Genomic DNA, 19,966 nt, shown 5'->3' with positions numbered 1-19,966 from the left:
TATTTACAACTCTTTTTCTACTCGGTTCTTGCGACCGATGATATATCCACGGGCATTGATGCGCCTAGCCAACAGTCTAAGGAGGCCAAGCAGTAAGATGGAGGCCCAGAGTCCAAGCAGCAAAAGGCGCATAGGCGATGGGACCGTCCCCTGCCCTAGCTTCATACGGCTATGGATATAAGAGGGGATTTTGTCTATGCTGGGGAGCATCTCCGACGAAATTTTGTCGATTACGACCCCCGACTTCATCACGATTAACCCCGGATTAGCTCGAATGATAGTCTTAATAGTCGTGGCGTCCATAAATAGGATTGGGTAATCTGCACCTGTCTGGTAGCGCCACTCCGACTCTTCCTCGGGTGTCGATGCCGACACACCGTAGAACTTATACCCATACTCTTGAGCATAGCGGTAGAGCTCGTTGATCTCATCTATATTGTCTTGATTGGCGTCATTCCAGTTGAGGGAGAAAAGGAGCAAGACTCCCGTCTGATCGTTGAGGATCTGGTGTTCCATCGCCTCTCCCTCGGAGTTCTGCATCTCGAAGCTGTAGGTCAGCTTGCGGTTCTTGAGTTCGGAGCTCTGTTCCTGCCTCTCGTAGGTCCAAGTAGTATCAGGGAGGTTGTGTACTGTGAAGCTCTCTACCCTATCACCCTTGCGATAGATAAACCTTGTCCCCTCAAGCAGCTCTGCCTGATAGGTAGAGTCAGCCTCTTGTATCTTCTTGTTGAGGTCGAATCCAATCTGATAAGGTCGAAAATCCCTATAAGGGAGATATCGTTGATTGCAGTAAGTAAACTGAGAGATGCCGATGAAGGCTAGTGCGGCTGGTACCCAACGCTCACGGCGCGTGTAGAGATGGCTCATCTGTCTGGCGTAGCGCATCACGAAGTAGGACATCGGCAAGAGGATGATATTCTTGATCAAGCTCTGTACATTGGTGAGCTTAATTAAGTCCCCAAAGCAACCACAGTCACCGACCGAGTCAGTAATCGATATGTAAATCGTGACGATAGTCATAAAGACCATCATCACAAAAGTCATACGCGAGGCAATACGTCGATAAATCCCCATCAAGAGAAACGCCCCCAGCAAGAACTCCACCATACACAGCAGTACAGACAGGGGCAGGAAAGTGTGCGAAATCCACAAAAACTTGGATCCAAGAATGGAACCAAAGTATTCCCCGACCTTGATTGCTCCGCCCATTGGGTCTACTGCCTTGAGTAGGCCTGATATAACGAAGACGAGACCGAGAACTATGCGGGAGGCCTCTAGAAGTGTACGCTTGAGGCTCATTCCTGCATCTTGATTAATGCGAATATGGCATAATTAACCATATCCATATAGTTAGCTTCGATGCCCTCAGATACCAAAGTATCACCCCCCAAATCCTCAATCTGCTTAGTCCGATAGACCTTGGAGAGTATCAAGTCTACGATAGAGCCTAGGCGCATAGAGCGCCAAGCCTCGCCATAGTCATGATTTTTGGCTGCCATAAGCTCTAGTGTAGCAGACAGCTTCTCATCATATAGAGCTAGGGCTCTAGTGGCGTCTATATCGGGCTGATCCACAGCTCCTAGGTCTAGTTGTATCATAGCTACAATACCGTAATTGACGATACCGACGAACTCAGGTTCGATGCCCTCATTCACACGGTTCATGCCCTTGGTTTGTAGCGTACGTATGCGACCGGCTTTGATGTAGATCTGGTCGGTCAGAGAGGCTGGACGCATGATGCGCCAAGCTGCTCCATAGTCGTGGAGCTTGGAGGCGAAGAGGCTACGGCACTGCCCGACCACTCGCTCTACCTCTAGGGCTGTCTGTGATACTTCGTTCATAAGGGATTACTTTGCTTGGGGCGTTACTGGCTCCAAGGCTAGATCAAGCACTTGGCTGATCTCCTCGACATAGTGAAACTTGAGGCCACGCACATACAGTTCCTTGATCTCAGCGATATCCTTCTCGTTCTCCTTGCAGAGAATAATCTCCTTGATGCCCGAGCGCTTGGCTGCTAATATCTTCTCCTTGATACCACCGACGGGCAGTACCTTGCCACGCAGAGTAATCTCACCCGTCATAGCGATATGTGGACGCACGAGGCGCCCCGTCATAGTAGATACTAGAGAGGTCACAATCGTGATGCCTGCACTAGGGCCGTCCTTGGGCACAGCTCCCTCGGGGACGTGTATGTGTACTTCCTTATCCTTGATAGCAGTATCCTCTATACCGAGTTCGTCACGGTGCGCTCTGATATAGTCGAGCGCTAGCACGGCACTCTCCTTCATCACATCACCGAGGCTACCGGTCAGGCTGAGCTTAAACTCCTGCCCACGATGCAAGCTGCTCTCGATGAAGAGGATCTCTCCTCCTACACTTGTCCAAGCCAGACCAACCACTACTCCCGGATGTTCATTGCCTTGGTACTTATCTCTTGAGAAGATAGGTTTGCCAAGATACTCCTTGACTAGAGCTGGGGTTACCTCGGTTTTGGCCTCTGCGTTGGAGGCCTCCTGCCAAGCGATTTTACGCATAATGGCAGCTATTTTCTTGCTCAAAGCACGCACTCCGCTCTCACGTGTGTATTGCTCGATGATGGTCTCGATAGCCTTTGGTGTGAAGCGAATGTTGCGCTCCCCTAATCCGTGATCTTGAGCGATCTTTGGGATCAGATGGCGCTTGGCGATCTGCATCTTCTCCTCGGCGATATAGCCCGACACCTCTATTAGCTCCATGCGATCTCTCAAGGGCTGTGAGATCGCCCCAATGTTATTGGCAGTGGCTATGAAGAGCACCTTGCTTAGATCGTAGTCTATATCTAGGTAGTTGTCGTGGAAGGTACCATTCTGCTCTGGGTCCAACACCTCGAGCAGAGCAGCTGCGGGATCCCCCTTATAGTCGCCCGAGATCTTATCAATCTCATCGAGGACAAAGACAGGGTTTGAGGTGCCAGCCTTCTGCAAGCTCTGTATGATACGCCCACTCATAGCCCCAATATAGGTGCGGCGGTGGCCTCGTATCTCTGCCTCGTCGTGTACTCCACCTAGAGAGATGCGCACATATTTGCGTCCTAGACTATCGGCTATACTACGCCCTAGAGAGGTTTTGCCGACTCCCGGGGGGCCATAGAGGCAGATAATAGGCGACTTCATATCTCCCTTGAGCTTGAGTACAGCTAGGTGCTCAAGGATGCGCTCCTTGACTTTCTCTAGGCCGAAGTGCTCCTCGTCGAGCTTCTTCTGAGCATTCTTCAGATCGAAGTTGTCTTGGCTGTAGACACCCCAAGGCAATGATAGTATGGTACGCAGATACTGCACCTGCACTGCATAGTCTGGGCTCTGCGGATTGAGTCGTTCGGCCTTGCGCACCTCCTTCTCGAAGATCTCACCTACTGCCTCGCTCCAGAGCATCTTACCTGCCTGCTCACGTAGCTCTGCAATCTCTAGATCGTGGGCACTACCACCTAGTTCCTCTTGGAAGGTACGGATCTGTTGCTGCAAGAAGTATTCCTTCTGCTGTCTGTCCATCTCCCTCTGGGTCTTATTGGTCAGACTTGCTTTTAGGCGTAGCATCTGTAGCTCGGACTGCTGGAAGCCCAACACCTTGAGCCCTCTATCACGTATGTCGTCTAGCTCGAGTAGGGCTTGCTTGGCTTGTATGTTGATACTCAAGAGCCCGATCGAGTTATTGATCAGATAGATGCCATTCTTATTACGCTGGAAGCTCTCCTGCATCTGCTTAGGCATCGCATTGTGTATCAACTTAAACTGCGTGAGGTAGTTTTCCTTGATCGAAGCTGCGAGCACCTTAAACTCTGGGTTGTTTCTACGAGGCATGATCTCCGAGAGTAGACTTACCTCGGCAGAGAGGTGAGGAATAAGGCTATGTTCTGCCCCGATACGTACACGCTGGCTACCTCTGATGATTGCCGTCAGAGAGCCATCGGGCATCTCTAGCACTTGCTCAAGTGTAGCTACCACGCCCACCTCATACAGATCGGAGATGGTGGGATCCTCCACCTCTGCATCACGCTGAGCTACTGCGGCAAAGAGAGCTTTACTACTCTCTGCCCAGCGAATTAGGTTGCGTGATTTCTCACGCCCTACCAATACGGGCATAATCTGACCCGGGAAAAGTACCATATTGCGTAGAGGCAATATGGGCATCGTCGCTCCAAGCTCTTCGTCCGAGAGCGTAAAATCCTCATTCGGGTCAATATCGCCGATGATAGGCATTACCGAACTACTTATCTGTGACTGGCTTGCATCAAAAAATGCCTCCAGTTCGTTGATTTCTATCATGTTCTACTTTAGATACTGATTCACTATTTATACCACAGTTTAATATAAGTGGTCAATAGATTACGAAAATACTCCGTTTAATCGCACAAAATTACAATAAAATGCCTAAGCTAGCAACGTGCGGTGTAGGGCAGTCGTATCAAAGTGACCTGAATCTTCGAACGATGATAGCAGTATAATCATTATTTGTTTTTTTCTCGGATACGAGTTGTACGCATATCTCCTTATGCTGATGAGACTCCGACAACGGATAGTCGCCACCAGATAATACGTGCCTACTCGCCGATGACATGGATTGGCGAAGCGTTTTCTCATGGTTCTTGTTGTGTTACGCCCATTCGTTCCACCCATTGCGTGGCGGCGCCACAAGCAGAATTTATCCTATTGGGATGTGGGGAAAATGGCAGGCTTTGGCAACGATTGAGATAAGGCTACTTCTGTACCCCTAGATTTATATTTTAGCTCAAATTTCAGAATGTCGATGAGAGATTTTATCTGTAGTGGGCAAAAAACGGCAGACCGCGTATTTGGCCTCTAGGAGGCTCTACACGGCGCCCGACCCCATTTTGGCACTCACGACCAGCTCCTCTCATAGACCCAGCCAAAACGAGCGCTTCACAAGCAGCTATATTTCAAACACATATATCTAAACAGCAATAGTTTTTACATCTTCAAGGCACTCTAAGAGATATTTATTCCCATCAATCTTGTCGGATTGATGGACATACCCGAGCAAGTTACTCCACCAACTGAAACAAATTAGCCCTTCGATTTCAATACTTCGGCTCATCGCAAAGCTCAGAGATAGCGCTGTGAAAAGAAAAAAGACAACACTTATTTACAGTTTAGGAGCATAGCCGACTTCTATCAAACATGGAAGGCGCAAGGGTAGCAAGAGACTATCTCTCTTGCTATATATAGTATGGTAGAAGACCATAGATGCACACCAAATAGTACCGTCAAGCGGAGAAGTTTTGAAAAAAATCTAGGCTAAGAGTTGTCTGTTCACTAAAAAGCACTACATTTGCGGTGTAATAGATAAGTAATACACCAATAAACATAAACAGGAGATAGAAGCAGATTACTTAACATCATTATAATAACCTAGAGATGATTAAATTAAGAAACATACATAAGACCTACCCGGGAGCTCAACCGCTACATGTACTCAAGGGCATAGATCTTGAGATCGGAGCAGGAGAGCTGGTCGCCATCATGGGCGCATCGGGATCTGGCAAGAGCACCCTACTCAACATCCTCGGTATCCTAGACACCTACGACGAAGGGGAATACCTGCTCGACAGTAAGATCGTTAGGGATCTGACCGAGAACGAAGCCGCTGATATGCGCAACCACAAAATCGGCTTCATATTCCAGTCCTTCAACCTTATCCCTTTCAAGAACGCACTAGAAAACATTGCCCTACCCCTCTACTATCGGGGTGTCCCATATGCCGAGCGTATGTGTAGAGCAGCTCAGTATCTAGAGCGAGTGGGCCTCTCCAACTGGGCACACCATCTACCAAGTGAGCTATCTGGAGGTCAGAAACAACGTGTCGCCATAGCACGAGCACTCGTTACCGAGCCTGCCATAATCTTGGCAGATGAGCCCACTGGGGCCCTCGATAGCCAGACAACAGAAGAGGTGATGCAGCTACTCAAAGAAATGAATGCCGAGGGACGAACTATGATCATCGTAACTCATGAGCAAGCCGTAGCCGACCAATGTAGCCGCACCATAAACATCAAGGACGGATTGATCTGCTAACTACTACATCAATAATCATCTAGCTATGCTGGGACGAGAACAAATACGAGAGATCGTGGCAACACTCTCGATGAATAAACTCCGAACGATACTCACAGGGCTAGCTGTAGGCTGGGGCGTACTGATCCTAGTCATCTTGCTTAGCTCTGGTACGGGTATCAGCCGAGGTATCATGAGGAATATATCTGCTCAAGGTCTTAATAACTCCGCGGTAGACATATCCTTCGGCTATCTATCTGAGCCTTATAATGGCTTACCTCGCTGGTACGAGCCCGCCTACCACATAGACGACTGCTACGAGATACAGCGACAGATGCCCCAAATACAGCTCGTAGCACCATACAACAACCGCTGGGGCATCCGAGTGTCGTATGCAGATCGAGCTGGCGAAACTTATCTATTCGGCGTCACAGAGGCCTACAGTCAGGTTAGACATCTTAAATATAAAGTTTCGTCAAGTCGATTTATCAATACAAGAGACGAACGTGAGATCCGCAAAGTCATCGTCCTCAACGACTATCTAGCTCGGAGTCTATTCAATACCGAAGAGGCTGCTCTAGGTAAGCAAGTGATGATCTCGGGTAGTGGCTACACGGTGATTGGGGTACACGAGGATAGCTATGGGGAGAATGGCAAGAGCTACATTCCTCTATCGACTATGCAGATCATGAGGTTAAGCGGTTCGGATCATCGAGCTAATCAAGTCTGGGGTATGCAGGCTCTATGCCCTAGCATAGATAGCGACGAGGCGGAAGAGGCATTCGACCAAGCATTAACGCAGATCTGTGCGGGCATGAAGGGCTTCTCCCCTAGCGACGAGCGTGCGATCCGTGTCGATTCTCAAGCCGCCATGCTCGGAACTATGAAGCAGGTCTTCTTCGGCATCGATCTATTTCTGTGGCTTATTGGGCTAAGCACCTTGATTATAGGAGTCGTTGGGGTAATCAACATCATGCAGATTGCCGTCACCGAGCGCAAGCGAGAGATTGGCATTCGCAAGGCACTAGGCGCCAAGACCAAGGATATCATCGGCATGGTCCTCACAGAGTCTGTATTCATCACCCTAATCTCTGGGCTTATGGGGCTAGTGGTCGGTGTAGGGATTATGGCACTGGTAGACTACATCATGGTGGTCAATGGATGGGGCGTCAAGGAGATTGGCTCTTTTAAGAGTTACCTATTCATCAATCCCAATATAACGGTAAGCACAGCTATCGGCGCGATCCTCGTAATGATGCTAGGCGGACTGCTTGCTGGCTATCTACCAGCCCGCAAAGCGCTTCGCATCCCTACAGTCGAGGCTATGAGGCAGTAATGAATTCACAGGAGAGATGATTATGAAAAGGCTATTAGACCGCGAGACTCTACGTGAGGTGGGGCATACGCTAGGCAGAAATAAACGTCGAAGCATCGTCACATCGTTCGGGGTGTTTTGGGGCATATTTATGCTCGTTATCCTATTATCCCTGAGCAAAGGGCTGCAGAACGGCATCAAGGAGATGACCTCGTCAGTCGCTCCCAATATGCTACAGATCTATACAAGTGAAACTAGCCTCCCCTATTCGGGCTTCGGCAAAGGTCGCAGATGGGATATGAGCCCGCGAGATATAGACATTCTACGCGCTCGTGTACCCGAGATCAAGGCGATTGGTGCCTCTCTACAGGATTGGGGATCAACGATCGAGTACGAAGGCAAGAAGGATAGGCAGATTTTGGCTGGGGTAACCCCCGAGTTCTTCGACATCACACTAGTCAACCTTATCGCTGGTCGTCATCTTAGCCTACAAGATGAGCGAGAGCACCGCAAGGTGTGCATCATCGGCAAGCGTGTCGCTACAGAGAAGATGGGCATTAGTGCTACGCAGGCAGTAGGTAAATCCATACTCATAGGGGGGCACTACTACACGATCGTAGGAGTCGTATCGGCCAAGAGTGAGAACTTCAGTATGGTAGTTCCGGTCAGCCACACCGCTTTTGCTCCTCTAGGGATAGTCTCCTCGCTAAGCAATCGCCCCGAAGAGGTAGACTTGCTCTACGTTACGACACATCACCCCGAGCATAGTAAGCGAGCCAGTGAAAAGATTAAAGACCTTATCAGGGCAGAGCATCACATCGCCCCAACCGACGAGACGGCCGTGCGCATATTCGACACCAATGAGATCTTCGCTACTTTCGATGGCATCAATATCGCACTAGCGATACTCGTCTGGATTGTCGGGATTGGCACTCTGCTCACTGGTATCATTGGTGTGAGCAATATCCTGCTCGTCACGGTGCGCGAGCGGACACAGGAGATTGGCGTGCGCCGAGCACTCGGGGCAAGGCCTAGAGATATTCTTCGCCAGCTCATGCTCGAGTCAAGCCTGCTCACCACACTATCGGGGCTACTCGGTCTAGTACTGGGCGTGGGCGTTATGTCGCTCGTCGTCATGGCGACCAGTTCCTTAGGCGAGGGATCCTCCGATGGGCTAAGGTTGGTTAATCCGATTATCAGCATAAGTACAGCTCTATTGGCAGTACTCATCATAGTTGCCTCTGGATTGGTGGCAGGTCTATTACCAGCAATCAAGGCGATAGAAGTCAAGGCCATCGAGGCAATCAGAGAAGAATAAAGGAAACAATTATAAAAACACTCAATTATGAAGAAGTTTATCAAATGGCTACTCGGGGCTATCTTCGCCCTAGCAGTGATTATCACGTTCGTCTACCTATGGCGCAGGGGGCAGGGCGATCCGCTCAGCTATCAGATCGAGACAGCCCGAGCGGGCGATACCATTCGTCGGCATCTAGTTCTCACTGGTAGTATTGTACCCAGAGATGAGGTCGCCATCAAACCTCAGATAGCAGGCATCATCTCCGAGATACTAGTCAATCCCGGTGACGAGGTTGCCACTGGCGACATCATAGCTCGTATCGCTGTAGTCCCAGAGATGATGCAGAGCAACAATGCAGAGGCTCAACTCGCTCAGACACGTGTACAGCACGAGCGCATCAAGGCTGTTCATCAGCGCAACCAAGGTCTCTACGACCAAGGCCTAATCTCGGCAGAAGAGTACGAGAAGAGCAAGGCCGACTACGAAACAAGCAAGCTACAGCTCGCCTCGACAGAGGACGCTCTGCTTATCATACGCAAGGGCGTGAGTGCACGGAGTAGTAAAGAGAGTACAACCCTAGTGCGTGCGACTCGCTCGGGTAAGGTACTAAGCGTCCCCGTTAAGGTAGGTAGCTCCGTGATACAGGCCAACAACTTCAACGAAGGGACTACAATCGCCACAATCGCCAACATGAGCGATCTTATTTTCCTTGGCAATGCTGACGAAACAGAAGTAGGCAAGCTGGCGCTAGGACAGAGCATGGAGATCAGCCTAGGCGCCCTACCAAACCAAAAGTTCGAGGCAGAGGTGGAGTATATCTCGCCTCAAGGCAAGGCTAGCCAAGCGGCGACACTATTCGAGGTCAAGGGAGCAATGAAAAATCTGAACTCAGAGCTTATCGCTCTTTTCCGCTCGGGATACAGTGCCAATGCTAAGATCACAACCTCTAGGGCAGACAACGTCATCACCATACCAGAGTCTTGTCTTAGCTACCGAGGAGACTCGACCTTCGTACAGATTGTAACACAAGAAAATCCACTCCAGACCGAGGAGCGATTCGTCGAGATAGGCCTATCCGACGGGCAGAAAGCCGAGGTCAAGCAAGGCATCAAGGTGGGGGAACGTGTTCGTGGCAATCAGATTATTCAGTAAAACAACTCCTTATGAATAGATCAATCATCATCTATATCCTTAGTCTAGGCCTAGTAGGCTCTCCTCTAGCCCTAGCACAAGAGGTAAACACAGATGCACAGCCAACCAAGGCGCTTACCCTAGAGGACTGCATCCGTCTAGCCAAGATGCGCAACCTTGAGCTCAAGGCTCGTGAGCTATCTATCGGTAGGGTTCGAGTACAGCTAGAGGCCAAACGTAGCGACTTCCTCCCAAGCCTATCGGCGAATGCAGGTCAGGGCTTTAGCTTCGGCCGATCTCAAGATAAAACTGGAGTCTATGTAGACCGTTCGTCTGCTACTACGTCAGTATCTGTTTCGGGCAGCCTATCACTCTTCTCCGGATTCCAGAGGTTACATGATCTCAAGGCTGCACAGCTAGATGTGGCAGGAGCGACAGCCGAATTGCAAAAGGCCAAAGAGGACTTAGCGCTTCAGGTCACACAGCTCTACTACTCATGGCTTTTCGCCAGAGAAGTGGCTCGCTCCACGGCAGAGCAATGCGAGCGCACAAAGCAAGTGCGTGATTACACTAGAGGAATGGTAACCTCTGGTCGCTGGTCGAAGGACAAACTCTCGGAAGCAGAAGCGCAACTAGCCACCGAGGAGCTACGCCATCTGGAGGCACTCAACAGCCTAGATCTAGCCAAGCTAGACCTAACTCAGGCTATCGATAGCCCAACTGATGTAGAGATACAAGGTGTAGAACTAACCCAACAGTCTTTGAGTCTGGGGCATGCCATAGCCTCGGCAGATCAGATCTACGATAGTGCTCTAGAGATACGACCCGAGTTGCAAATCGCTAAGAATGCAATAGGCTCAGCCAAGCACAACATCTTATCAGCCCGTAGTGGCTACTACCCCTCCCTATCTCTAAGTACTGGGTATAGCAATAATTACTACTATCAATATGGTGCATTCGCTGCTCTCAATCCCTCTCTAGCCGACCAGTGGGATCACAATGGCAGAAGCTATATAGGCCTCAACCTAAGTATCCCTATCTTCGATGCCTTCAGGACGCGTAGCCGCATCAGAATGGCCAAAATCAACTATACGGAGCGCACCCTACAGCTAGAGCAAGCCAAGAAAAAGCTATACAAAGAGATTGCTCAAGCTAGAGCCAATGTACTAGCAACAGAGCGTAAAATCTCGGTAAGCGAAGCCTCTCTACTTGCCTCTGACGAGGCATTGCAGCTTGTAGAAGCTAAGCTAATGGCTGGTAAGGCAACGATGAATGAATACTCCGAAGCCAAAACGAGGCATCTACTGGCAGAGATAGAGGCACTCAAATCTAAGTACGACTTTGTGTTGCGCTCACGAGTGCTAGGGTTCTACACCACGATCAGTGACTAGACGCTTAGGAGGCTAGATACAAAAACAACTTAGGGAGTGATGCAGTATAGCATCACTCCCTAAGTTGTTTCTTTACTCTTTTACCAGAATAGCCCAATATGCCTAAGACTTATCGAGGCTAACGTTCACCACTAGTAGATGTTTCTCAATAGGATTAGATCTCTAGAGCTGAACCCGGTTTGAACTTTACAGCCTTACGAGCTGGGATGTTGATCTTTTCCTTGGTCTTTGGGTTAATACCTGTGCGTGCTGGCTTGTCATTTACAGAGAAAGTACCAAAACCTAGTAGGGCTACCTTGTCGCCCTTCTTGAGCTGTTCTGCCACTACATCAGCGAAAGCATTCACAGCTTTCTGGGCATCAACCTTAGTTAGCCCAGCCTTCTCTGCCACACGAGCGATAAACTCTGTCTTATTCATAACGGACTTTGAAATTTATTGTTAAATACTAAAAAGTGTTCCGCAACAAACCGCATAAACTCCTGCGGTATCTTTGCTTCAAAATTACAATAAATATTTCGATTATATACAACTAGTTATTTTTTTGCTTGCGTTGAATCAAGGGTTTACAAGCGTACCAATCCACTGAACCCCATAAAGGCCATCGCCAAAATGCCCGCAGAGATTAAAGCAATCGGTATGCCACGCATTGCACGTGGTAGGATTGTCCTATCTAGTTGCTCACGAATACCCGCAAAAACTACCATAGCAAGGGTAAAACCGATAGCCGTAGAAATCGCATAGACAACGCTCTCAAGTAAGTTGAAGTCCTTTTGGATTACTAGGATCGCTACCCCAAGCACACAGCAGTTAGTGGTAATCAAAGGGAGGAATACCCCTAGAGCCTGATAGAGGGCAGGAGAAGTTTTCTTCAAAATAATCTCTACCATCTGTACTAGAGCTGCAATCACAAGGATAAACGAAATAGTCTGCATGAAGGCAATACCAAAAGGCTCTAGGACAAACTTCTGTAAAAGAAAGGTTACGATGGTTGCAATAGCCAGAACGAATGCGACAGCTGCCCCCATTCCTACCGATGTATCTACCTTTTTGGACACGCCAAGGAAAGGACAGATGCCCAAAAACTGCGACAGCACAACGTTATTAACGAAGACAGCCGCTATGAAAATGATGATATAATGTGCCATAATCTTATAGTCTATTGAAGCGATGGATCATTAGGATGCTTTCTTCTCTTTGAGCGTATTCATCAGTGCAATCAAGTAGCCTAGCACGATGAAAGCTCCGGGAGCAAGGATAAACAGAAGCGCCCCAAAACTCTCGGAGAATAGCTCCATGCCAAAGAACTTGCCCGTGCCCAAAAACTCACGCACTGCCCCTAGAAGTGTCAGCGAAAGTGTAAAACCTAAGCCAATACCGACTCCGTCAAGAGCCGAATGACCCAAAGTATTCTTGGAGGCTACAGCCTCTGCACGTCCTAGCACAACGCAGTTTACCACAATCAAAGGAATGAACAAGCCAAGACTAGCATAGAGATCGGGTAGATAAGCCTGCATAACCATCTGTACGACGGTCACGAAGCCCGCAATCACTACGATGTAGCCGGGGATGCGCACCATATCTGGGATGAGATGCTTGATGAGTGAGATCACACTGTTGGAGCAAATCAATACGAAAGTCGTCGCAAGCCCCATGGCAAGTCCATTGGATGCAGAGCTTGTGGTCGCCAGTGTCGGACACATACCAAGCAACAAGACGAAGACGGGGTTTTCTTTGACAATGCCGTTCTTAATGATATCTAGTGGTTTCATAAGCTATTCTGTTACTTCTTTGTTGGTTGCCTGTACTGGCTCATCGGCACGAGCTGTTGCACTACTTACACTATCCGTGGTTTGCCCCTTGATTTGAAGATATGCATTGTATCCACGATTAACCGCATCAAGGAAGGCACGGCTACTGATTGTAGCGGCAGTGATCGCATCAACCTCTCCTCCGTCTTTGGTTACCTTCAGAGGAGCTTTATCAGACATATTCAGGCCACGCATATCTTGTATGTGCCCTTTACTGCTAGGCGTATGGTACCACTCTGGAATCTTAGTCCCAAGACCCGGCGTTTCGCTCAGCTCCAAGACCGAGAAGTCTACCAAGACGCCTGCTGTGTCTAGCCCCATCATCAGAGAAATGCGACCATTAAACCCATTATTGGTATAGGTTTCGATAGCATAACCTACGCTGGTTTCTCCCTTACGTGCAGGGTAAATCATAAGCGGATCCTTGTCGCCCTCTAGAAGCATTGAGAAGCGATCCTCGTACGGATTATTGTCAAACTCTGGAGTTACTTGCTTGATTGCATCAACCTTGGCACGTACTTTAGCCTCTGCGATAGGTGCTTTGGTAACGTCGTTGAGCAGGGCCAATACCCCTGATACTACAAGGCAGATTCCCACGAGGGATAGCACCATATTGGGCAATGTAGATGATAGCTTCTTCATGGCTTATTTCCCTCCAAAATGTTTAGGTTTCACATACATATTAATCAGCGGAGTAAAGGCGTTCATGATAAGGATAGCGAAGCTCATACCCTCGGGATAGGCTCCGAAGAGACGAATAGCCACAGTCAGAATCCCTATCAGACAGCCATAGATAAGCTGACCTCGTTTGCTCATTGGGCTAGTAACATAGTCAGTAGCCATGAAGACCGCACCAAGAAGCATACCTCCCGTAAGCAAATGGAACCAAGGTGCAGGATAAATATCTGGGTTGATTAGATACATCAGTCCGCCAAGAGTAAAAGCCGAAACTAGTATAGATACTGGGATATGCCACGTGATAACGCGCTTGTAGAGCAGGTATGCCAGCCCTAATAGCAGGGCCAAAGCACTAACCTCCCCAAGTGATCCGCCGTGTACCCCCAAGAGCATATCTATCGATGAGGGAAGTTGATCCCAAGATGCTCCCGGAGCTGAGTTGATCACGCCTTTCATGATACCAAGAGGCGTAGCACCAGTCGTAGCATCTGTGTAGCTCGTCAGCTGCCCTGCCTCTGGCCAAATGGTCATTTGTGCAGGATAAGCAATCAGCAAGAAGACACGCCCAACCAAAGCAGGATTGAAAATATTGCCTCCCAAACCGCCGAAGCTCATCTTGCCTACACCAATCGCCACGAGAGCGCCTATGGCGATGATCCACACGGGGAGATTGCTTGGGAGATTCATCCCCAAAAGGATACCCGTGAGTGCCGCTGAGCCGTCCGTGATAGTCACCTCGGACTTCATGATATACTTAACGATTAGCCACTCAGCTAAGACGCATACGCCTACGGCTACCGATAGGACTACTAACGCACCTAAACCAAACTGAGCGATCGACACCAAGCACGTTGGGATAAGTGCCAGCAGTACGGCATACATATTGCGCTCTACCGTATCCCCACTGTGAATGTGAGGCGAAGGAGATATAATTAACTTTTCCATAAACATTAGACTTTACGTGAGCGAATAATCCCCATGACTTGCTGCTTGCCGATGCGGATATAGTCGAGCAATGGGCGGCTAGATGGACAAGTAAAGCTACAAGAACCACACTCGATGCAGTCTACGATGTAGCCTTTTTCGGCATCGTCCCAAGCCTTATACTGCACATCACGCATTAGGAACGCTGGGTTAAGTCCCATGGGACATACATTAACGCACTTGGCACAGCGAATACAGTTGCGCATAGGCTTACGTACGCTCTCCTCTCTAGGCAAAATGAGTACTCCAGACGTTCCCTTCGTCACAGGTACATCAGCCCCCAAAAGGGCTTTACCCATCATGGGGCCACCGCCGATGATCTTACCAGTATCTTCTGGCAGACCTCCTGCTGCCTCTATAAGCACGGAGAGAGGCGTGCCGACACGGGCGAGGAAGTTGGAGGGGTTGCTAAGTTTCTTACCCGTTACTGTGACGACACGCTCCACTAGAGGCTTATTCTTCTGTACAGCTTCGTAGACCGCGAAGACCGTACCGACATTCTGTACCACAGCCCCTGCGGAGATAGGTAGTGCACCGCTCTTGATTTGCTTGCCGAGGACTGCATCGATGAGCTGCTTCTCTCCCCCTTGCGGATATTGCACCTTCAGAGGCATCACTTCTACGCCCGAGTAGGCAGAGGCAATATTACTCATGTGTGCGATGGCTTTGGGCTTATTATTCTCGATACCAATAACGCATCGCCCAACGCCTAGGGCTTTCATTAAGATAGACACACCGACGAGAATCTCCTCTCCATGCTCCATCATCAGGATATCATCGCTCGTGAGGTATGGCTCGCACTCTACAGCATTGATGATGAGTACCTCGGCTGTCTGCCCCGGAGGTGGAGATAACTTAACGTGTGTGGGGAATGTAGCACCACCAAGGCCAACGATCCCCGAGGCTAGTATTTTGTCGATGATAGCACGTGGCTCGAGATCACAGCCTCGAACGATATCCGCAGAGCGGTCAATCCCCTCCTCCCACGTATCTTCGCCATCTACCGCAATAAATATGGCAGGCCGCTTGTAGCCACTAGCATCGAAGACAGAGTCTATTTTGGTCACTTTCCCCGACACAGAGGAGTGGATATTGGCAGAAATAAAGCCTCCACTCTTGGCAATCACTGTGCCGACCTTAACGATATCGCCTTTCTGGACTGTAGCTACAGCAGGAGCTCCGATATGTTGCCCCAACGGAATAATCACCTCCTTGGGTAAGGCTACGGGCTGAATAGGTTTACCGGCTGATAGTTTGTTTTCGGGGGGATGAATACCTCCCAGACTAAATGTCCTTAGCATATTGGTCAATTATTCTGGTGTTTTGATTAGACTAATTGGATTGAGGTGCCGAAACTTGCGAGGGAGTACTCTGCTCCGACTCAACCTTGGGCATAGGCGCAGGCTCTACCTTAGGTGTACCTACGGTAGCCGTTGGCTGAGCCTCGGCGGTAGGTTTACTTGTGGCTTCTACCTTGAGCTCTGCTGGAGCCTCCTTCTTGGGAGGGAAGCCTAGTTCGTGGATCGCATTCGTAGGGCAGACACTGACGCACTTGCGGCACAGACGGCACTTTGTATGGTCGATGTAGCTAAGATTATCTGCCATAGTGATGGCCTCGAACTTACATTCTTTGAAGCACTTCGAGCAGCCGATGCAAGCACTCTTACAGGCTTTCATTGCAATACCACCCTTATCTTTATTGACGCAGCTCACGAAGATGCGTCTGCCCTTAGGCCCTTTCTTGCGTAGCTCTATGATACTCTTGGGGCAAGCCGTGACACAAGCTCCACAAGCAACACAAGCGTCCTCTACGACCTCTGGCAGCAGGGTGTCTGTATTCATATGTATGGCATCGAATGCACACGCTGCCACACAGTCCCCATGTCCAAGACAACCGAAGCTACAGTCTGTGTCGCCCTTGTACAGAGCCGAGGCAATGCGGCAGCTGGTTGCGCCATCATATAGGTTAGTACGTGGTCGAGCCTCACAGTTTCCGTTGCATCGCACGACTGCAATAAGCGGATCGCTCTTGGCGCTCTCAAGCCCCAAAATACCCGAAATTTTGTCCATCACGGGAGATCCACCCACTGGGCAATACAAACCCTCCAGACTATCGCCTTTGACGCAAGCCGAGGCAAAAGCCGAGCAACCGGGGAAGCCACAACCCCCACAGTTGGCCTGCGGTAGCACCTCATTGACCTCTCCAATACGTGGATCCTCTTTAACCTCAAACTTTTTGGATACGAAAAATAGCAATAGGGCACCGATACCCCCCAATAGTGCTAGTACAATAATGGTAATCATAGTTCCTTATGATGCTTGATCTAGTTTGCGGATATTAAATTTAATGATGCGCCTAAGCCTACGGTCTAGAAGCTTGAGCCCCACGTAGTACAATCCTAGTAGAGCGAATGATAGTAGGATAGCCGAGAGCTCTCCTAGCTTCATCACCTGCAACCCCAATACCAAAGAAATCACAAGAATAAGGATAGGTAAGATGAAAGAAAGGAAGACAGCTAAGCGACCCAAACGATCTTCGCCCTCGACAAACACGACATCCCCGACCTTAAAGTCGGTAGCAGATGTCTGTACACGAACATAACGCTCGGCACAGTCTGTCGAACAGCAGAAATCCTTAGCATGACAGCCAGCGCAGGCACTGAGCTGCTGAATCCGAACTGTTACTTGGTTTTGGTTAATATCACAAACAGTCCCTTCGCGTCTCTGCACACTTACCATAAATTATCATTGTAGGGGAGCTGGAGTTATCAGCTCATCATTACAAATCTCTCTGAGACAGCCTCAAAGCATCAAAAGCATCTAGCGATCTCTACCTATAAGACTATCCGTCACTCCGCAAATGTAGGTATAATCTGTTAAATCTATATCAAGAAACTCCATATTTTTAGGTATATAAAGTTCCTTATTAAGCGACCTATTATATTGCGCTACGCTTTTGTTTAGCCATAAATGCGGATTACAGAGACTATTGAGAGCAAGCACGTCAGCTCGGTCAGCAGGAAGATAGCCCCGCAACAATCACCTGTATAGCCCCCTATACGCCTACGGATATAGCCCATCAGAGCCACCCCTACTAGCAGGGGGAGAATAAATGCGGTGAGCATATAAGGCGATAGAAGAAGAGCAGGCAGGCCGATAGCCAAGACGACAGACAGCACTAGTGGGATTAGCCTACTTGGTTTGTAGACCACCCCCGTTTTGCTCGTTTCACTCGTGCGGGCGTATGGTAGGAACTGTACCTGAAGACTTGATACAAATTTGGCAAAGACATCCGATGAAAGTAAAACCACTGGAATAATATGAACGGGGAGTGATAGGCAAACCGAAACAAATAATAAGTAGTACAGCACATAACCTATGACGGCATAGCTCCCCACGTGGCTGTCTTTCATAATGCTTAGTACTTGCTCTCTGCTTTGCCCTCCACCGAACCCATCGAAAAAGTCCCCTAGCCCATCTTCGTGAAATGCCCCCGTGAGTAACAGCCGAGCCACGATAGCCAGTAGCAGAGCAATCAGGGAAGAGTAGATATACGAGCTAGCGAGGAAGACTCCTGCCATTACTCCGCCAGTGATAAGCCCAATGACGGGCCACCAGTCTATCGTATGCTCATAGTCCTCCTTGGTTAGATTGGCCAAACGCCATGCTGGTAGGCACGTAAACATCGACGAGGCAGCCAAGAAGGAATGCCAAAGACTTACCAAAGCCATTAGTCGAAGTATTTGGTTACGTTCGCCCTCTCGAATGACGCCATCTCACTGAGCATAAGCGCTGCAGACTGCACTATGGGATAAGCACAAATAGCTCCACTCCCCTCTCCCAAACGCATATCTAGATGTAGTAGAGGCATAGCCCCTAGGTGGCTAAGTAGACGAGCATGCCCTGCCTCATCTCCCTGATGCCCATAGACAGCGTAAGCTAGTACCTCGGGATATAGCTTGGAAGCTGCAAGCAAACAAGCGGTCATGATGAATCCGTCGATAAGAAGCACCATGCCAAGCTCTGCAGCACGAAGCATGCCTCCCACAGCCATAACCATCTCGTAGCCTCCGAAGTAGCGAATAATGTCCTCGGCTCGTCCATCGCCAGAGTAGTTGGCGATCGCTCGGCTCAAGATATCATACTTGTGCCGTACACCGACATCATCGAGTCCGCTACCTCGACCGACACACTGCTCTAGAGGGATACCAGCAAGCAAGCTCATCCATACTGCCGATGCCGCCGTATTGGTAATACCCATCTCGCCGAAACTGATAACATTGCACCCCAGAGCATGAACCCGATCGACCATCTCCGCCCCTACCTCTAGTGCTATATCCAGTTCCTCCCAAGTCATGGCCGCCTCGTAGAGATAGCTACGAGTCCCCCACCCGATCTTTCGGTCAATGAGGTCGGGGCGTGGAGCGAACTCATGATCGACTCCAGAGTCTACGATTAGGAGCTTGACTCCATGTTGCCTAGAGAGGTAACATACCCCTGCCCCCCCCGAGAGCATATTATACACGACCTGCCACGTCACATCTTTGGGGCTCTGACTGATGCCCTCCTCTACGATGCCATGGTCGGCACAGAATATAATATTGTATGGGTTACAAAGCTTAGGAGTAAGGCTACGCTGTATCATACCGAGCTGTAAGGCGAGCTTCTCGAGCTTACCGAGAGAGCCTTTGGGCTTACCAAGATTGTTTATTTTACTCTCAAGGCGTGGGCGATAGCTCTCGTCTAGAGGTTTGATAGAGAAGTGTATCATAGTACTTTGTAGTGTAGATATTATACTTATTTCACCTGCAGAGGAATACCACTGACCATGAGCGTTACCCGATCGGCTCTCTCGGCAATATACTGATTGAACCACCCCTGCAGGGAGGTAAAGTGCCTCTGTGTCGCATCGGGAGAGACACCTCCCATTCCGATTTCGTTGGTTACGATGATCAGATTAAGATCGTGCTGCTTCAGCAGAGCATCAAACTCCTGCTTGAGAGCGGTAAGTGCATCGTCTACAAGCGCGTCTAGATCGAAGAAGAAGTTAGTCGCCCAAAGCGTAACGCAGTCCAGAAGCACCGTCCGACCCGAAAGGTCGTGCCGAGAGGGGTGTTTTTCCTCCTCTATGTTCTCCCAGCATGCGCCACGCCTCTGTTGGTGCAGATCAACCCTTTGGCGAAACTCCTCGTCCCAGATACGAGCCGTAGCCAAGTAGACGGGGTGATCGCTTGCCTCGAGGGCTAAACGCTCGGCGTATGTACTCTTGCCCGATCGTTCGCCTCCGGTAATCAGATGTACCCTTGTCATA

General features: G+C 49.4%; 19 protein-coding genes. 5 read left to right on the top strand and 14 right to left on the bottom strand.

Annotated features, from left to right (window positions below; genetic code table 11):
* Positions 1-3: 3 nt before the first annotated feature.
* Genes HQ41_RS09035 through lon form a run of 3 tightly spaced genes read right to left on the bottom strand, consistent with a single transcriptional unit; the run spans position 4 to position 4,235 of the window.
* A complete protein-coding gene (locus tag HQ41_RS09035; RefSeq protein ID WP_044190763.1) occupies positions 4-1,299 on the bottom strand; it encodes a BT_3928 family protein in 1,296 nt (431 codons plus the stop codon).
* On the bottom strand, positions 1,296-1,841 hold the full coding sequence (locus HQ41_RS09030) for a DUF1599 domain-containing protein (RefSeq protein ID WP_044190760.1): 546 nt from the start codon (positions 1,839-1,841) through the stop codon (positions 1,296-1,298). Before HQ41_RS09030 ends, HQ41_RS09035 begins: the two co-directional genes overlap by 4 nt.
* 6 nt (positions 1,842-1,847) lie before the next feature.
* Positions 1,848-4,235 (bottom strand): endopeptidase La, encoded by a 2,388-nt coding sequence (lon, locus tag HQ41_RS09025; RefSeq protein WP_235316962.1) that lies wholly within the window; start codon positions 4,233-4,235, stop codon positions 1,848-1,850.
* Positions 4,236-5,411: 1,176 nt separating this feature from the next.
* Here lon and HQ41_RS09020 point away from each other — a divergent pair.
* Genes HQ41_RS09020 through HQ41_RS09000 form a run of 5 tightly spaced genes read left to right on the top strand, consistent with a single transcriptional unit; the run spans position 5,412 to position 11,184 of the window.
* On the top strand, positions 5,412-6,068 hold the full coding sequence (locus HQ41_RS09020; RefSeq protein WP_044190757.1) for an ABC transporter ATP-binding protein: 657 nt from the start codon (positions 5,412-5,414) through the stop codon (positions 6,066-6,068).
* 25 nt (positions 6,069-6,093) lie between these two features.
* Positions 6,094-7,383 (top strand): ABC transporter permease, encoded by a 1,290-nt coding sequence (locus tag HQ41_RS09015; protein ID WP_044190754.1) that lies wholly within the window; start codon positions 6,094-6,096, stop codon positions 7,381-7,383.
* Between the two features lie 22 nt (positions 7,384-7,405).
* Complete coding sequence (locus tag HQ41_RS09010; protein WP_044190845.1) at positions 7,406-8,680, top strand: ABC transporter permease; 1,275 nt, start codon at positions 7,406-7,408, stop codon at positions 8,678-8,680.
* 27 nt (positions 8,681-8,707) lie between these two features.
* The gene (locus HQ41_RS09005) at positions 8,708-9,814 is read left to right on the top strand and encodes an efflux RND transporter periplasmic adaptor subunit (RefSeq protein ID WP_044190751.1); all 1,107 of its coding nucleotides are present in this window, start codon (positions 8,708-8,710) and stop codon (positions 9,812-9,814) included.
* Positions 9,815-9,825: 11 nt separating this feature from the next.
* Positions 9,826-11,184: a TolC family protein gene (locus tag HQ41_RS09000; protein ID WP_044190748.1), complete on the top strand. Its 1,359-nt coding sequence runs from the start codon at positions 9,826-9,828 to the stop codon at positions 11,182-11,184.
* Between the two features lie 154 nt (positions 11,185-11,338).
* On the opposite strand, the gene HQ41_RS08995 is transcribed toward HQ41_RS09000, so the two are convergent.
* From HQ41_RS08995 to HQ41_RS08945, 11 genes are all read right to left on the bottom strand, one after another.
* Positions 11,339-11,602 carry an HU family DNA-binding protein gene (locus tag HQ41_RS08995; protein ID WP_044190745.1) on the bottom strand — a complete coding sequence of 88 codons (264 nt, stop codon included), beginning with the start codon at positions 11,600-11,602 and terminating at the stop codon, positions 11,339-11,341.
* Between the two features lie 146 nt (positions 11,603-11,748).
* Positions 11,749-12,330: an electron transport complex subunit RsxA gene (gene rsxA, locus HQ41_RS08990; RefSeq protein WP_044190742.1), complete on the bottom strand. Its 582-nt coding sequence runs from the start codon at positions 12,328-12,330 to the stop codon at positions 11,749-11,751.
* Between the two features lie 30 nt (positions 12,331-12,360).
* Positions 12,361-12,954, bottom strand: a complete 594-nt coding sequence (locus tag HQ41_RS08985) for an RnfABCDGE type electron transport complex subunit E (RefSeq protein ID WP_044190741.1) — start codon at positions 12,952-12,954, stop codon at positions 12,361-12,363.
* 3 nt (positions 12,955-12,957) lie between these two features.
* Positions 12,958-13,635 (bottom strand): RnfABCDGE type electron transport complex subunit G, encoded by a 678-nt coding sequence (locus HQ41_RS08980; RefSeq protein WP_044190739.1) that lies wholly within the window; start codon positions 13,633-13,635, stop codon positions 12,958-12,960.
* A gap of 3 nt (positions 13,636-13,638) precedes the next feature.
* Entirely contained in the window at positions 13,639-14,616 is a 978-nt protein-coding gene (locus HQ41_RS08975) for an RnfABCDGE type electron transport complex subunit D (protein WP_044190842.1), read from the bottom strand.
* 5 nt (positions 14,617-14,621) lie between these two features.
* A complete protein-coding gene (rsxC, locus tag HQ41_RS08970) occupies positions 14,622-15,956 on the bottom strand; it encodes an electron transport complex subunit RsxC (protein WP_044190736.1) in 1,335 nt (444 codons plus the stop codon).
* Between the two features lie 31 nt (positions 15,957-15,987).
* A complete protein-coding gene (locus tag HQ41_RS08965; RefSeq protein WP_044190733.1) occupies positions 15,988-16,959 on the bottom strand; it encodes a Fe-S cluster domain-containing protein in 972 nt (323 codons plus the stop codon).
* Positions 16,960-16,965: 6 nt separating this feature from the next.
* Positions 16,966-17,385: a SoxR reducing system RseC family protein gene (locus tag HQ41_RS09585; RefSeq protein WP_161780604.1), complete on the bottom strand. Its 420-nt coding sequence runs from the start codon at positions 17,383-17,385 to the stop codon at positions 16,966-16,968.
* Between the two features lie 230 nt (positions 17,386-17,615).
* Positions 17,616-18,386, bottom strand: a complete 771-nt coding sequence (locus HQ41_RS08955) for an adenosylcobinamide-GDP ribazoletransferase (RefSeq protein ID WP_044190729.1) — start codon at positions 18,384-18,386, stop codon at positions 17,616-17,618.
* The gene (cobT, locus tag HQ41_RS08950) at positions 18,386-19,426 is read right to left on the bottom strand and encodes a nicotinate-nucleotide--dimethylbenzimidazole phosphoribosyltransferase (protein WP_044190726.1); all 1,041 of its coding nucleotides are present in this window, start codon (positions 19,424-19,426) and stop codon (positions 18,386-18,388) included. The genes HQ41_RS08955 and cobT overlap by 1 nt, the downstream gene beginning before the upstream one ends.
* 26 nt (positions 19,427-19,452) lie before the next feature.
* Complete coding sequence (locus HQ41_RS08945; protein ID WP_044190723.1) at positions 19,453-19,965, bottom strand: bifunctional adenosylcobinamide kinase/adenosylcobinamide-phosphate guanylyltransferase; 513 nt, start codon at positions 19,963-19,965, stop codon at positions 19,453-19,455.
* Position 19,966: the final 1 nt, after the last annotated feature.

The organism is Porphyromonas sp. COT-290 OH860 (assembly GCF_000768935.1).
In the GTDB taxonomy this organism is placed as follows: Bacteria; Bacteroidota; Bacteroidia; order Bacteroidales; family Porphyromonadaceae; genus Porphyromonas.
Note: the sequence above shows the minus strand (reverse complement) of the source record. Positions and strands in the feature narration are given on the sequence as shown.